This is a genomic window from Dyella thiooxydans, assembly GCF_001641285.1.
GTDB lineage: Bacteria > Pseudomonadota > Gammaproteobacteria > Xanthomonadales > Rhodanobacteraceae > Dyella_A > Dyella_A thiooxydans.
Genome location: NZ_CP014841.1, coordinates 3,486,036 through 3,501,801, shown reverse-complemented (window position 1 = coordinate 3,501,801; position 15,766 = coordinate 3,486,036). Strand labels below are relative to the sequence as shown.

At 68.3% G+C, this 15,766-nt stretch carries 11 protein-coding genes and 1 riboswitch; of the genes, 9 read left to right on the top strand and 2 right to left on the bottom strand.

Features of this window, described 5'->3' with window-relative positions; translation table 11 throughout:
- Positions 1–39 precede the first annotated feature (39 nt).
- Entirely contained in the window at positions 40–429 is a 390-nt protein-coding gene (locus ATSB10_RS15750; RefSeq protein WP_063674535.1) for a hypothetical protein, read from the top strand.
- A gap of 1 nt (position 430) precedes the next feature.
- On the opposite strand, the gene ATSB10_RS15745 is transcribed toward ATSB10_RS15750, so the two are convergent.
- The gene (locus ATSB10_RS15745; protein ID WP_063673684.1) at positions 431–2,341 is read right to left on the bottom strand and encodes a sigma-54-dependent Fis family transcriptional regulator; all 1,911 of its coding nucleotides are present in this window, start codon (positions 2,339–2,341) and stop codon (positions 431–433) included.
- Between the two features lie 249 nt (positions 2,342–2,590).
- Between ATSB10_RS15745 and adh the strand changes: the two genes are divergently transcribed.
- From adh to ATSB10_RS15710, 7 genes are all read left to right on the top strand, one after another.
- Positions 2,591–4,111 carry an aldehyde dehydrogenase gene (adh, locus tag ATSB10_RS15740; protein WP_063673683.1) on the top strand — a complete coding sequence of 507 codons (1,521 nt, stop codon included), beginning with the start codon at positions 2,591–2,593 and terminating at the stop codon, positions 4,109–4,111.
- A gap of 256 nt (positions 4,112–4,367) precedes the next feature.
- Positions 4,368–5,570 (top strand): porin, encoded by a 1,203-nt coding sequence (locus tag ATSB10_RS15735; protein ID WP_063673682.1) that lies wholly within the window; start codon positions 4,368–4,370, stop codon positions 5,568–5,570.
- 30 nt (positions 5,571–5,600) lie between these two features.
- Entirely contained in the window at positions 5,601–7,301 is a 1,701-nt protein-coding gene (locus ATSB10_RS15730) for a methanol/ethanol family PQQ-dependent dehydrogenase (RefSeq protein WP_063673681.1), read from the top strand.
- Between the two features lie 15 nt (positions 7,302–7,316).
- Positions 7,317–8,546, top strand: a complete 1,230-nt coding sequence (locus tag ATSB10_RS15725) for a c-type cytochrome (protein WP_063673680.1) — start codon at positions 7,317–7,319, stop codon at positions 8,544–8,546.
- Positions 8,547–8,664: 118 nt separating this feature from the next.
- Complete coding sequence (locus tag ATSB10_RS15720; protein WP_425478206.1) at positions 8,665–10,797, top strand: TonB-dependent receptor family protein; 2,133 nt, start codon at positions 8,665–8,667, stop codon at positions 10,795–10,797.
- A 27-nt stretch (positions 10,798–10,824) separates the two neighbouring features.
- On the top strand, positions 10,825–11,211 hold the full coding sequence (locus ATSB10_RS15715) for a DUF779 domain-containing protein (protein WP_063673679.1): 387 nt from the start codon (positions 10,825–10,827) through the stop codon (positions 11,209–11,211).
- A 108-nt stretch (positions 11,212–11,319) separates the two neighbouring features.
- Positions 11,320–11,533, top strand: a riboswitch (cobalamin riboswitch).
- A gap of 247 nt (positions 11,534–11,780) precedes the next feature.
- Positions 11,781–14,231 carry a ribonucleoside-diphosphate reductase subunit alpha gene (locus ATSB10_RS15710; RefSeq protein WP_063673678.1) on the top strand — a complete coding sequence of 817 codons (2,451 nt, stop codon included), beginning with the start codon at positions 11,781–11,783 and terminating at the stop codon, positions 14,229–14,231.
- A gap of 54 nt (positions 14,232–14,285) precedes the next feature.
- On the opposite strand, the gene ATSB10_RS15705 is transcribed toward ATSB10_RS15710, so the two are convergent.
- A complete protein-coding gene (locus tag ATSB10_RS15705; RefSeq protein WP_063673677.1) occupies positions 14,286–14,648 on the bottom strand; it encodes a four helix bundle protein in 363 nt (120 codons plus the stop codon).
- Between the two features lie 12 nt (positions 14,649–14,660).
- Between ATSB10_RS15705 and ATSB10_RS15700 the strand changes: the two genes are divergently transcribed.
- The gene (locus tag ATSB10_RS15700; RefSeq protein ID WP_063673676.1) at positions 14,661–15,707 is read left to right on the top strand and encodes a ribonucleotide-diphosphate reductase subunit beta; all 1,047 of its coding nucleotides are present in this window, start codon (positions 14,661–14,663) and stop codon (positions 15,705–15,707) included.
- Positions 15,708–15,766 lie beyond the last annotated feature (59 nt).

Sequence of the window (15,766 nt, the reverse complement as noted above, 5' to 3'; positions counted from 1 at the left end):
TGCTACCGTCTGGCGGCCGAGTCGACCCACGGACCGATCATGCCAAACCTGCTTGCCCTCGCGTTGCTGATGGCCCCCGGGGCTGCCGCTGCCCCCGCCGAGGATTTCCACGACCGCATCGTGCAGGGCCGGCTGGCCGAGGCGGCCGCGACCGGCGCGCCCTACCAGAAGGCGCTGTGGGCGAAGATCGGCGACCCGATGACCGACGCGCTGAAGGGCTGCATCGCGCACCACCGCAACGTGGACAAATCACCGTTCACCCTGGTCGCCGACGTCCAGGCCGACGGCCATCCGGTCCGGGTGGACGTGCAGCCGGCGACGGTGCTGGCCACCTGCCTGGCCGGGCAGTTCGCGGGCTGGACGCTGCCGGCGCCGCCGAAGGACCCGAAGCCCTACCCGATCGAGATCGACGTCAGCATCACCCACTGAGTCATTCGCCGCGCTGGCGCGCTTCCAGCCGCCGGTACAGCGTGCTGCGGCTGATGCCGAGCTTGCGTGCCGCCGCGGCCATGTTGCCGCGGCAGGCAGCGAGCACCTGGTCGATCGCCTGTGCCTCCAGATCGTGCAGGTTGCCGGCGACCGGGCCGGCGGTGAACGCAGATGACGCCGATGCATCGGCTGCCGGGCGGCGCCAGCCATCGGGCAGGTCGTCCACCGTCAGCGTGGCGCCCACCGTGCCGAGTGCCATCAGGCTGCGCAGCACCCCGACCAGCTCGCGCACGTTGCCCGGCCAGCGCCGGGCGGCCAGCTCGCGCACCAGGTCCGGCGCCAGCCGCATCGGCACCTGCTCGGCGCCCAGCGCGGCCCACAGGCGGCGTACGGTGTCGGCCACGTCCGGGTGCTCGCGCAGCGGCGGCAGGTGCAGCACCGACTGCGCCACACGGAAATACAGGTCGGCACGGAACTCGCCGCGGTCCACCGACTGCTGCAGCTGGCGATGGGTGGCGGCGATCACCCGCACGTCGATGGCGTGCGCGCGACCGCCACCGAGCGGCGTCACCTCGCGCTCCTGCAGCACGCGCAGCAGCCGGCTCTGCAGCGACAGCGGCATGTCGCCCAGCTCGTCCAGGAACAGCACGCCGCCGTGCGCCTCGCGCAGCAGGCCCGGCGCGCCCTCGCGGCGGGCACCGGTGAACGCGCCGGGCAGATGGCCGAACAGCTCCGACTCGATCAGCGCTTCCGGCAGCGAGGCGCAGTTCACCGCCACGAAGGGGGCGTCGGCGCGTGAGCTGCGACGATGCAGCTCGCGCGCCACCACTTCCTTGCCGGTGCCGGTTTCGCCCTGCAGCAGCACGGTGATGTCGGCATCGAGCAGGCGCACCTGGCGTTCGATCGCGGCATCCAGTTGCGCATCGAACACCGTCGCCGGTGCGCGCAACGGGCGGATAGCCTGCTTCGGCGGCGAGGGTTCGCGGGGAGAGCGCACGGTGCCCGGTACGACGATGCGCGAGCGCTGCGGATCGCGCCGTGCGTGCACCATGTCGCCGGTCTGGCAGCGCATGCTGGCGACGCTGCCGGGCACCGGCAGGGCCGAGGCGAACAGCTCGTCGTAGCGGCGCTTGCCCAGCTCGCTCCAGTCCAGCCCGAGCAGGCGCAGTGCGTGGCGGTTGGCCGCGGCGAGACGATGCCCCTCGAACACCAGCATGCCTTCGCGCGCGGTGCCGATCAGTGCGGGGTCCGGCTGGATGCGCACGATGTCGGCGCCGTCGAAGGCGCACTCGAACAGGCGGTGCTCGATCTGCTCCACCGCCAGCTGCACCATGCCCAGCGCGTGCAGGTGATGCACCGAGGCGTGGCCGGACAAGTCGAGCACGCCGACCACCCGGCCCTGCGGATCGAAGATCGGCGAGGCCGAGCAGCTCAGCACACGATGCGGCGCGTAGTAGTGCTCGGCACCGCGCACCTCGACCGAACGCCGCTCGACCAGCGCGGTGCCGATCGCGTTGGTGCCGGTGGACTGCTCGCTCCACGGCACGCCCGGTCGCAACGACACGCGCGCGGCCTTGTCGAGGAAATCCGGGTCGCCCAGCGCATCGAGGATGAAGCCGTCCGGCGCGGTCAGCACCACGATCGAGCCGGCCTGGTTGGCGCTCGCATACAGCGCTTCCAGCTCGGGACGGCACAGCCGGCGCAGCGCCTCGTGGCGCTCCTGCATCTCGCCCAGCGCGCGGCGCTCGACCGGCATCAGGCTCGGCCTGGCGCTGGCCACCAGGCCCTGTTCCAGGCAGCGGCGCCACGAGGCGAGGATGGTGTCCGAGACCAGTCCACGCGGAGCGGCACCATCGTCGAAGAAGCGGCGGCGGGCGGTATCGATCGATTCGGACATCACGTTGTGTCGCATGGAACACTCCGGTGTGTCGCAATCTGCGACACCTGTTGCGAGGTGTGTTCCGATACAAAGCACACGCTCTTGCGGAGCGCAACGCGACCTTCGTGAACGGCGCTGCTGCGATGCAGCGACCAGGAAATTTTCGCGAGCGCGCATGCCTCCCGGGCTTTTGGCACGGCGCAACATCGATCGCATGCGGCAGGTGGCTGGCACGGCTTTCGCTCTGCTTCATCCACCATCCACCCACCACGGAGCCGCGCCATGACCAAGCTCGAACAGCAACACCTCGCCGTGCAGGTCCCCTTCAAGCAGCGCTACGACAACTTCATCGGCGGCCAGTGGGTCGCGCCCAAGGCCGGGCGCTATTTCGAGAACATCACGCCGATCACCGGCAAGGCGTTCTGCGAGATCGCCCGCTCCGACGCCTCGGACATCGAGGCCGCGATCGATGCCGCACACGCCGCCAAAACCGCCTGGGGTCGCACCCCGGTGGCCGAGCGTGCGCTGATCCTCAACCGCATCGCCGACCGCATGGAGCAGAACCTCGCCCTGCTCGCCCACGCCGAGACCTGGGACAACGGCAAGCCGATCCGCGAGACCATAGCCGCCGACCTGCCGCTGGCGATCGACCACTTCCGCTACTTCGCCGGCTGCATCCGCGCGCAGGAAGGCAGCATCGGCGAGATCGACCACGACACCGTCGCCTACCACTTCCACGAACCGCTGGGCGTGGTCGGCCAGATCATCCCGTGGAACTTCCCGCTGCTGATGGCCGCGTGGAAACTCGCCCCGGCGCTGGCCGCCGGCAACTGCGTGGTGCTCAAGCCGGCCGAGCAGACCCCGGCCAGCATCCTGGTGTGGGCCGAGCTGGTCGGCGACCTGCTGCCGGCCGGCGTGCTCAACATCGTCAACGGCTTCGGCCTGGAAGCCGGCAAGCCGCTGGCGTCCAACCCGCGCATCGCCAAGATCGCCTTCACCGGCGAGACCACCACCGGCCGGCTGATCATGCAGTACGCCAGCCAGAACCTGATCCCGGTGACGCTGGAGCTGGGCGGCAAGTCGCCGAACATCTTCTTCGACGACGTGGCGCGCGAGGACGACGACTTCTTCGACAAGGCGCTGGAAGGCTTCACCATGTTCGCGCTCAACCAGGGCGAGGTATGCACCTGCCCGAGCCGCGCACTGGTGCAGGAGTCGATCTTCGACCGCTTCATGGAGCGCGCGGTCAAGCGCGTGCAGGCGATCAAGCTGGGCAACCCGCTCGACCCGTCGACGATGATCGGCGCGCAGGCCTCCGGCGAGCAGATGGAGAAGATCCTGTCCTACATCGACATCGGTCGGCAGGAAGGCGCCAAGGTGCTCACCGGCGGCGCGCGCGCCGAGCACGGCGGCGAGCTGAAGGAGGGCTACTACGTGCAGCCCACCGTGTTCCACGGCCACAACAAGATGCGCGTGTTCCAGGAAGAGATCTTCGGCCCGGTGGTCTCGGTCACCACCTTCAAGAACGAGGCCGAGGCGCTGGAGATCGCCAACGACACGCTGTACGGCCTGGGCGCCGGCGTGTGGAGCCGCGACGCCAACCGCTGCTACCGCTTCGGTCGCGAGATCCAGGCCGGCCGCGTGTGGACCAACTGCTACCACGCCTACCCCGCGCACGCGGCGTTCGGCGGCTACAAGCAATCCGGCATCGGTCGCGAGACGCACCGGATGATGCTCGACCACTACCAGCAGACCAAGAACATGCTGGTGAGCTACTCGCCGAAGAAGCTCGGCTTCTTCTGACGCAGCACCGGGGACGGCCGTAGCGGCCGTCCCCCGCCGCCTCATCGGTCCGGTGGTCGCTGGGGAGCGGCCGCCACCTGAAGGGATTGCACCTGAGGGCTTTCGCCTCGTCATGCCCGCTTCGCGCGGGCGTGCCCGGAGCGTGCGCCCTGTCCCTGGCCGGTACGGCGGCAGGCACGGAGCACGGCATCCGCCGGCTCCGCATCACGGCGGGCGGCCACGACCGCGCCGCCGACCAACCGAGGGGAGAGGGGCAATGAAGGCACATCCATCGCAACACGACGCCCGACGGCGTCGATCCGGTCCGCGTCGCGGGCGGCTCGCCGCCTGGCTGGCGCTGGGTCTGGCCGCGGCACCGGCGGCGGCCGGCGCGACCGAGTTCAAGGGCGACAGCTGGACCGTCGACATCAGCGGCTACGTCAACGCGTACTACACCACCGTGAGCTGTTCTGGCGATGCGGTGGGCGGCACCGCGCTGGCCGGCCGTGCGCTGGGCTGCGGCGGCCAGCCGAACCGCACCACGATCGGCAACGGCCTGCTGCCGAACGCACTGGTGACCAAGTTCACCACGCAACAGGAAGGGATCGACGTCGGCGCGCAGATCGGCATCATGGCGCACACCGCCACCGGCGACGCGCTGTCGGCCAACAGCGGCGTGGACGTGCGCCAGGCGTTCTTCACCCTGGGCACGCCGGACTTCGGCACGGTCAAGCTCGGCCGCGACTACGGCGTGTTCGGATCCAACGCGATCCTCTCGGACATGACCCTGGTGGGCGCCGGCGCGCCGACCCAGGCCACCCAGCGCGGCCGCGTCACGCTCGGCCACATCGGCGCCGGCTACACCTACCTGGGCAGCTACGGCCAGATCGTCTACACCTCGCCGACCGCCAGCGGTTTCACCTTCACCGGTGGCGTGTTCAGCCCGGTCGACAACACCGGCAACTACGACTCGCGCTCGGCGCCGCAGGTGCAGCTGCAGCTCGGCTACGCCAGCGGCGGCTTCAAGGCGTGGATCGGCGGCAAGACGCAGCGCTTCTACGCCAAGGACGGCACCGGCGCGATGCCGGCGCAGTTCACCATGACGGCCGCGGAGATCGGCGCCTCCTATGCCATCGGCGGCTTCAGCCTGCTCGGCAACGTCCAGGCCGGCCGCGGCATCGGCATCCTCACCGACGGCGACCAGGGCAACGCCAAGGGCGTGAACTACCTGGTGCAGGCCACCTACGCGGTCACCGACAAGCTCAAGCTCGGCCTCAGCGACGGCCTCAGCCGCAACCGCGACGACCTCGCCAGCGCCGCCGGCTTCAAGTCCAACAGCAACGTCACCGCCGGCGCGTACTACGCGCTGACCAAGAGCGTGACGCTGGCCTTCGAACTCGGCCAGACCCGCTCCAAGGATTTCGCCGGCCATACCGCCCGCCTCAATGGCGGTTCGGTCGGCGGCATCGTCTTTTTCTGACCCGCACCATCCGCCACGAGGACCCACGACATGAAGCGAATCGCACATCTTCGCCGCACCGCCCTGATCGCCGCCCTGCTGGCCACGAGCGCGGGCGCCATGGCCGCCGAGCACTATGCACCCGTCACCGACGCGCGGCTCAAGGCGGCGGCCAGCGACAACGGCTGGCTGATGTACCGGCGCGACTACACCAGCTCCGGCTACGCGCCGTTCACCCAGATCGACACCGCCAACGTCGCCCACCTGAAACAGGTGTGGGACTACAAGACCGGCTTCGACCAGGGCCATGAAGCCCCTCCGGTGGTCAATGGCGACTTCATGTTCATCACCACGCCCAAGGACGAGCTGCTGGCCTTCCAGGCGAGCACCGGCAAGCTGCTGTGGAAGTACCAGCACGACCTCTCCCACGTCGGCCTGCGCACCGTGTGCTGCGACGTGGTGAACCGCGGCGTGGCGCTGTACGGCGACGACGTCTACATGGCCACGCTGGACAACTACGTCGTCGCGCTGGACGGCCGCACCGGCAAGATCGCCTGGAAGCACCAGCTCGCCCCTGCCGACAAGGGCACGGCGATGACGCTGGCGCCGCTGGTGGTCAAGGGCAAGGTGATCGTCGGCCTGTCCGGCGGCGAGTACGGCGCGCGCGGCTTCATCGAGGCGCTGGACGCGAAGACCGGCAAGCCGGTGTGGAAGCAGTACACGATTCCGGCACCGAACGAGCCGGGCGGCGACACCTGGCCGAAGGGCGCCTACAAGACCGGCGGCGGCGGCGCCTGGCTGACCGGCACCTACGACGCCGACACCGACACCCTGCTGTGGGGCGTGGGCAACCCCGGCCCGTGGCTGGCCACCCTGCGCCCGGGCGACAACCTGTACACCGACTCGGTGATCGCGATGAACCCGGCCACCGGCAAGATCAAGTGGCACTACCAGTACACGCCGAACGACACCTGGGACTACGACGGCACCAACGAGACGGTGCTCACCGACATCGACTACCAGGGCAAGCAGCACAAGGCGCTGGTCACCGCCAGCCGCAACGGATGGTTCTATGCGATCGACCGCACCGACGGCAAGCTGATCTACGCCAAGAAGTTCGCCACCGCCACCTCGGTCAGCGGCTTCAAGGACGGCAAGCCCGAGACCGACCCGAACCTGCGCCCGACCATCGACAAGGAAGTGTTCACCTGCCCGAGCTTCCTCGGCGGCAAGAACTGGTGGCCGATCTCGGTCGACCCGCAGACCCACCTCGCCTACGTGCCGACCATGCACACCTGCATGACCATCAAGGGCGCCACGGTGGCGTACAAGGCCGGCCTGCCGTTCCTCGGCGAGACCTTCAAGGTGGTCGCCGACCCGGCGCACAAGGGCCAGTGGGGCTCGGTGCAGGCGATCGACGTGAACACCGGCGACCAGGTGTGGAGCTATCCGTCCGCGCTGCCGTGGAACAGCGGCATGCTCAGCACCGCCGGCGGCCTGGTGTTCTCCGGCAGTGCCGACGGGCACCTGGTGGCGTTCGACGCCAGGACCGGCAAGGTGCTGTGGAAGAGCCCGGAAATGACCTCCGGCGTGATCGGCGTACCGAGCACCTGGGTGGTCGACGGCAAGCAGTACGTCGGCGTCTACGCCGGCTGGGGCGGCGCCACGCCGATCTGGGGTGGCGACATGGCGAAGGATCCGGCGGTGATGAACATCCCGGTCGGTGGTCACCTGTACGTGTTCTCGCTGTAACCGGAGCGCCTGACGATGAAACTGACCCGCCATTCCCGCCCGCGTGCGTGGCTGGTCGCGATCGCCGCCGTACTTCTGTACGGCGGCACCGCGGCAGCCGCCGACCTGTCGGTGTGCATCGACAGCTCCAGTCCCACCGCCGCCATGGACACCCGCCTGGCCCAAGCGGTCGCGCAGCATGAGCACGCCATGCTGCAGATCCACCGCTTCGACGGCAGCGGCGACGACGGCGGCTTCGACCTCGATCACTTCAACAAGCTGGCCGGCCACAGCTGCGATCTGGTGCTCGGCTTTCCGATCGACGCCGACGCGCACGGCGCGCCACCCGGACTGAAGGCCAGCACGCCTTACGGCCACACCGGCTTCGTGCTGGTGACGCCGCCCGGCAGCCACGTCGCCACGCTGGACCAGCTCGCCGCCGGCAGCAATGTGGCGGTGACCTACCAGACCACGCCGAACCTGTACTTCATCGACCATCGCCAGCTGGTCGCCGACGTGCGCCTGAGCGACGAGGACTCGCTGCGCGCGCTGGCCCGGCACCAGGTGCCCGCGGCGATGCTGTGGGAGCCGACGGTACGGCGCTATCTCGCCGGGGCGGGGGCGCACAGCGGGCTGCAGATCCATCCGCTGCACGAACCGCACGCCAACTTCAACCTGGTGGCGTTGTACGACGCCCGGCACCAGCCGGCGGCCGACGCCTTCGAGCAGGCGATCACCGCGATCCAGGCTTCCGGACGCCTGGCCGAGCTGTTGGCACCGTACGCCCGCACCGGGGCGGTCGGACCCTCGCGTCCGTTGGCCCGCGCCGCCCGCGTGGAGCGGAGCGATCGCCGCGTCGCGCGCCATTGCTCCGGTACCGCACCCAAACCGGTGGGTAATCGCAAGCCGCACCACGACGACGACGCGCTGCCGGCGCTGTACACCGCAGCCCAGGCCGAGCTCGGCCAGGCCAAGTTCAAGGAAAACTGCGCGGTGTGCCACGGTCCGCATCTGGAAGGTCGCGCCGGCCCGGCATTGAAGGGCGCCAACTTCGCCTCGGAAGAGGCGCAGTTCCACGTGCGGGACATCTTCACCATCCTCGTGCACAACATGCCGGCGACCGAACCGGGCAGCCTGGCGCACGACGATTACGTGCAGATCATGGCGTTCCTGCTGCAGCAGAACGGCTATCCCGCCGGGCCGCAGCAGCTCACCTACGACGAGGCGCTGAACTCGAAGGTGAAGCTGCTCTATCACGGCGAATGACTGGCCGAAGGGCGGGCCGGAGGCGCATGCTCCCCCGGCCCCGCCCTTTTCCGCACGAGACGAGGAGATGGATGTGATGCATGGATCGATGGGCCGTCCGACCGGGACTGTCGGCTCGCTGTACCGCCTCGCCATGGCGCCGCTGGCCATCGCCCTCGCGTTCGCGCTGGTCGCGCCGGCCGCCGCCCAGACCGCCGCGACCGATGACGCCACGTCGCTGCCGGCGATCCAGGTCAACGCCAGCCGGCTGGATATCCCGCCGTTCGACGTCCCGGCTGCGCTGAGCGTGATCCATGTCGATCCGGGCAACGCCGGCCAGCCCGGAGTGAACTTCTCCGAGGTGCTTGCCGGCGTCCCCGGCATCCTCGCCCGCGACCGACAGAACTACGCGCAGGACGAGCAGATCTCGATCCGCGGCTTCGGTTCACGCACCACCTTCGGCGTGCGCAGCATCCGCGTGTTCATGGACGGCATCCCAGCCACCCTGCCCGACGGTCAGGGCCAGGTGTCGCAGTTCAACCTGGATTCGGCCGACCGCGTGGAAGTGCTGCGCGGACCGTTCTCGGTGCTCTACGGCAACGCCGCCGGCGGCGTGATCCAGCTGTACACCGCCGACGGCACGCCGACCCCGCAGACCACGCTGGGCGTCTACGGCGGCAGCTACGACAGCTTCCGCTTCATGGCCGATACCCGCGGCACCGTCGGCCCGGTCGACTACAACATCGCTGCGTCGGAATTCCTCTCCGACGGCTACCGCGCGCACAGCCGCGTGCGCCGCGAATCGGACAACGCCAAGTTCGGCATCGACCTGGGCCAGCAGCGCAAGCTCACCGTGGTGCTGAACCGGATCAACCAGCCGGATACGCAGGACCCGCTCGGCCTGACCCGCGCGCAGATGGAGCAGGACTCGCGCCAGGCCACCGCGGTGGCGGCGACCTACAACACCCGCAAGAGCGCGCAGCAGAACCAGGTCGGCCTGATCTACGAGCAGACACTCAGCGCCAGCGACCAGTGGCGTGCGATGGCGTACTACGGTTACCGCAGCATCATCCAGTACCTGTCCATCCCCACCTTCGTGCAGAAGAATCCGCTGCAGTCCGGCGGTGTGGTGGCACCGGCCACCAACTATGGCGGCGCCGACGCGCACTGGACCCATCGCGGCCAGCTCGGCGGCGGCATGTACGAGGCGGTGCTCGGGGCCAGCGGCGACTACCAGATCCAGCGCCGCACCGGCTACGAGAACTTCGTCGGCAGCACGCTTGGCGTGAAGGGTGCCCTGCGCCGCAACGAGCACGACAACGTCAACAACGTGGCCGAATACGCGCAGTTCTACTGGCACTTCGTGCCGCAGTGGGCACTGCTGCTTGGCCTGCGTCATGACACCGTGCGCTTCAGCGAGCACGACTTCTACATCACCCCGAGCAACCCGGACGACAGCGGCCATGTGAACTACAGCGCGACCACGCCGGTGGTCGGCCTGCAGTACCGCGCCACCGATGCGCTGCGCGTCTACGCCAGCTACGGCCGCGGCTTCGAGACGCCCAGCTACAACGAGCTGGGCTACCGCTCCGATGGCCAGGCCGGCCTCGCCTTCGACCTCAAGCCCGCGCGCAGCAACAACGTCGAGCTGGGCGCGAAGTGGCAGGCGACGAAGGGGGTGGAATTCGACGCCGCGCTGTTCCGCGCCGACACCCGCAACGAATTGGCGGTGGCCAACAACACCAACGGCCGCGCCACCTACCGCAACGCCGGGCACACCCGCCGCGAGGGCGTGGAGCTGTCCGCCACCGGCGAGCTGGCGCCGGACTGGCGCCTCAGCGCCGGCTACACCCATCTGCGTGCACGCTTCCAGGACGGCTACCTCGCCTGCACCGGTTCGCCGTGCACGGTGCCGACCACGCCGGTCGCCGCCGGCTCGCGCATCCCCGGCGTGCCACAGGACTATGGCTCGCTGCGGCTGGAGCACGGCAGCGGCACCGGTTGGCGCGAGGGCATCACGCTCACCGGCGTCGGCTCGGTCGTGGTGAACGACTTCGGCACCGATCGTGCTGCCGGCTACGCCCTGGTCGACGTCGATGCCGGCTACACCTTCGCGCTCGGCGAAACGACCCGGCTCGACCTCAGCGCCCGCATAAGCAACCTGGCCGACCGCCGCTACGTCGGCTCGGTGATCGTCAACGACGGCAACGGCCGCTACTTCGAGCCCGGCCCCGATCGCAGCTACATGCTGGGCGCGCGGCTGACCTTCTGAGGCCGCGCTTCGAGAGGAGGAACCCCCATGCCCGCCCACGCCACCGACATCGCCAAGGTCCTCGCCACACCCGCCGCCGAGGCGCTGATCGAGCGGCTGCGCGAGCGGCACGGGCCGTTGCTGTTCCACCAGTCTGGCGGCTGCTGCGACGGCTCCTCGCCGATGTGCTACCCGCAGGACGACTTCATCGTCGGCGACCGCGACGTGCGATTGGGCGAGATCGCCGGCGCACCGTTCTACATGAGCCCCTCGCAGTACGAGTACTGGAAGCACACCCAGCTGATCATCGACGTGGTCGAGGGCCGTGGCGGCATGTTCTCGCTGGAGAACGGCGAGGGCGTGCGCTTCCTGACCCGCTCGCGGCTGTTCACCGACGAGGAAGTCGAGGCGCTGCAGGCCGCCGGGCGGTTCTGAGCCGCGCTGCCTCCGTCGATCCCCGGCAAGTCCCCGCGGGGACAGGAGTCGCCCGGCTTTTCCACAGGTTTGTCCACAATATCTGGGGTTGACCGCCCCGGATCAGCCCACTATGTTGCGCTCGTTGGTGCCCGACCAGACGCGGCTGTCGGTCGGGCTTAAAAGGGAATCCGGTGCGAATCCGGAACTGCCCCGCAGCGGTAAGCGGAAACGAAACTCCTCACATGCACTGGGTCGCAGCACCTGGGAAGCGAGGGGGACTAGGTGGGCCTTCGGGCCCGGGTCCGCGAGTCCGAAGACCTGCCAGCACGTCGGGCCCCATGGGCCGGCGGTCGCGTCCGGTGAGACGCGGTGCGCCGATGCTCTCGCGACCCGGCGCAGGTGACCGTTTCCGCGGGGAGACGCGTCGCAGGCGGGCCGCCGTGCCCGCATGTCGACGCGTTGTATCCCAAGGAAACCTCAGCCTCAGGCCCTGCGCGCGGGAGCAGGCGTTTGAGTTTTCGGAACCGTCGCGTCGTCCCAACCCCTCCCGGGCCGGCGCGGCGGATTCCTCCTCGGGAGCATCTTTCATGGAAACCCTGGAACCCGCGATCCGCGAGCACGCCGTGCCCGCGCCCTTCGTCCGTGACGCCTCGGACGATTTCGCCCTCACCCCGCCGCACAACCCCGGCCAGATGCGCGTGACCAAGCGCAACGGCGGCCAGGAGATCGTCGACGTCAACAAGATCGTCAAGGCGGTGACCCGCAGCGCCGACGGCCTGCACGGGGTCGATCCGCTGCGGGTGGCGCTGAAGACCATCGGCGGCCTGTACGACGGTGCCACCACGCAGGAGCTCGACCAGCTCTCGATCCGCACCGCCGCCGCGCTCACTGCGGAGGAACCCGAATACGGCCAGCTCGCCGCGCGCCTGCTGTCCGCCTTCATCGACAAGGAAGTGGCAGGACAGGAGATCCAGAGCTTCTCGCAGTCGATCGCCCACGGTGCCGAGGTCGGCATCCTCAACGAGCGCCTGCGCGATTTCGTGGCGCTCAACGCGCGCAAGCTCAACGACGCGACCGACCCGCTGGCCTCGCGCCGCTTCGAGTACTTCGGCCTGCGCACGGTGTACGACCGGTATCTCCTGCGCCATCCCACGAAGCGCTACGTGATCGAGACGCCGCAGTATTTCTTCATGCGCATCGCCTGCGCGCTGGGCGGCAACGATATCGCGGAAACGCTGGAGTTGTACCGGCTGCTGTCGGCGCTGGAGTACATCGCCAGCTCGCCCACGCTGTTCAACGCCGGCACCACCCACGAGCAGCTGTCCTCGTGCTTCCTGCTCGACTCGCCGGTCGATTCGCTGGAGTCGATCTACGACAAGTACGCCGACGTCGCCAAGCTCTCGAAGTTCGCCGGCGGCATCGGCCTGGCCTACTCGCGGGTGCGTTCGCGCGGCTCGCTGATCAAGGGCACCAACGGCCACTCCAACGGGCTGGTGCCGTGGCTGAAGACGCTGGACGCCTCGGTCGCCGCAGTGAACCAGGGCGGCAAGCGCAAGGGCGCCGCCTGCGTGTACCTGGAGCCCTGGCACGCCGACATCGAGGAATTCCTCGAGCTGCGCGACAACACCGGCGACGAGGCGCGCCGCACGCACAACCTCAACCTGGCCAACTGGATTCCCGACGAGTTCATGCGCCGGGTCGAGACCGATGGCGACTGGTCGCTGTTCGACCCGAAAGTGGTGCCGCACTTCGTCGACAGCTGGGGCGCGACCTTCGAAGCCGCCTACCGCAGCGCCGAAGCCGAGGGCCTGGCGGTGAAGACGGTGAAGGCGCGCGAGCTGTATGCGCGCATGCTGCGCACGCTGGCGCAGACCGGCAACGGCTGGGTGACCTTCAAGGACCGCTGCAACGCCACCAGCAACCAGACGGCCAAACCGGACAACGTGATCCACCTGTCCAACCTGTGCACCGAGATCCTGGAAGTGACCTCGGCGGGCGAGACCGCCGTGTGCAACCTGGGTTCGGTGAACCTGGCGCGGCACGTGGTCGATGGCGCGTTCGACTTCGAGCAGCTCGCCGCCACCGTGCGCACCGCGGTGCGCCAGCTCGACCGCGTGATCGACCTCAACTTCTACCCGATCGCCACCGCACGCAGCGCCAACATGAAGTGGCGCCCGGTCGGGCTGGGCGTGATGGGCCTGCAGGACGTGTTCTTCAAACTGCGCTTGCCGTTCGACTCGGCCGAGGCGCTGGCGTTGTCCACGCGCATCGCCGAGGAGATCTACTTCCACGCGCTGAGCCAGTCGAACGAGCTGGCGATGGAGCACGGCGCGCACCCGGGCTTCGCCGAGAGCCGCGCGGCCAACGGCGAGCTGCAGTTCGACTACTGGCCGAACGCGCAGCCGCACGAGTTGCCGCGCTGGGAGGCACTGCGCGAGAGCGTCAAGGCGCACGGCCTGCGCAACTCGCTGCTGGTCGCCATCGCCCCCACCGCCACCATCGCCTCGATCGCCGGCTGCTACGAATGCATCGAGCCGCAGGTGTCCAACCTGTTCAAGCGCGAGACCCTGTCCGGCGACTTCCTGGTGGTGAACCGCTACCTGGTCGACGAACTGAAGACGCTGGGCCTGTGGACCGCCGAGGTGCGCGACCAGATCAAGCTGGCCGAAGGCTCGATCCAGGGCATCGCGGCGATCCCCGAGCGGCTGCGCACGATCTACCGCACCGTGTGGGAGCTGCCGCAGAAAGCGCTGATCGAACTGGCCGCCGCGCGCGGCGCGTATATCGACCAGAGCCAGTCGCTGAACCTGTTCATGGAAAACCCCAACATCGGCCAGCTGAGCTCGATGTACATGTTCGCGTGGAAGGCCGGCATCAAGACCACCTACTACCTGCGCTCGCGGCCGGCGACGAAGATCGCCAAGGCGACGGTGAGTGCGGGGAAAGCGGTGGCCGAACCTCCCGCAGAACAGGACCAGGCCACCGCGGCGGTGTTCTGCTCGCTGGAAAACCCCGAGTACTGCGAGGCTTGCCAGTAGGAGCGGGGAGTGAGTGAAGAGGAGTGAGGAGTGAGAGAGGTCAAGAGCCGGCGCTCACTCCTTCGCTTTCTGGCGCAATCGCTGGCGAAAGGTGGTGAGCATGCGGCTGGTTTCGTCGATGCAATCGCGGAGCGACGCGGTCTGTTCGGCGGATAGCCAGCCAATCTCCTCACACAAGGTCAGTTGGGTTTCCAACTCGGCAAGCGAGCCTTGCGCAACGGAGAGGAACTGGCGCTTTTCTGCTTTCGATTCCCTCGTCCAGCCTTCGGCGATGTTGCTTGGCACCGACACTGCCGCACGCGTCATCTGCACCCGCATGCCATAGGTCTCTTCCCGAGGAAGGAACCGTACGAGCCGATAGACCTCTTTCGCCGCCTGCACGGCTCTCGTCCAGACCACCGTCTCCCGATAATGCATAGGAACACCTCCATGTCCGGCACATCCTCTCTCACTTCTCACTCCTCTTCACTCACTCCTCGCCTCCTCGACCCAGGCTTCGAACTCACCCTGCGCCCGATGCGCTACCCGGCGTTCTACGAGATGTACAAGAACGCGATCAAGAACACCTGGACGGTGGACGAGGTGGATTTCTCGCTCGATACCACCGACCTGCGTTCGAAGATGAGCGCGGCCGACCGCCACCTGATCCATCGGCTGGTGGCGTTCTTCGCCACCGGCGACACCATCGTGTCGAACAACCTGGTGCTGAACCTGTACCGGCACATCAACGCACCGGAAGCGCGCATGTACCTGTCGCGCCAGCTCTACGAGGAAGCGTTGCACGTGCAGTTCTACCTGACCCTGCTGGATACCTACATCCCCGATCCGGCCGAGCGGAGCAAGGCGTTCGCGGCGATCGAGAACATCCTGTCGATCCGTGCCAAGGGCGCGTTCTGCTTCAAGTGGATCGACTCGATCCAGCAGCTCGACCGCCTGGACACGCGCGAGCAGCGCCGGCAGTTCCTGCTCAACCTGATCTGCTTCGCCGCCTGCATCGAGGGCCTGTTCTTCTTCGCCGCGTTCGCCTACGTGTACTTCCTGCGTTCGCGGGGCCTGCTGCACGGGCTGGCCTCGGGCACCAACTGGGTGTTCCGCGACGAGAGCTGCCACATGGCCTTCGCCTTCGACGTGGTGCGCACGGTGCGCGCCGAAGAGCCCGAGCTGTTCGACGATGCCATGCGCATGCAGATCGAGCAAATGCTCGAGGAAGCCATCGCCTGCGAGACCCAGTTCGCCGAGGACGTGCTCTCCGGCGGTGTGGCCGGCCTGTCGGTGAAGGACATGCGCCAGTACCTGGAGTACTGCGCCGACCAGCGCCTGGCCCAGCTCGACCTGCCGAAGAAGTACGGGGCGGGCAACCCGTTCGACTTCATGGACCTGCAGGACGTGCAGGAAGTGACCAACTTCTTCGAACGGCGGGTCTCGGCCTACCAGGTCGGCGTGTCGGGCGAGGTGGCGTTCGACATGGCTTTCTGAACGGATCGCAGCATGTTTCGACACCTGGGTGATATCCGGGCGTAACAAAGATCGTTAAA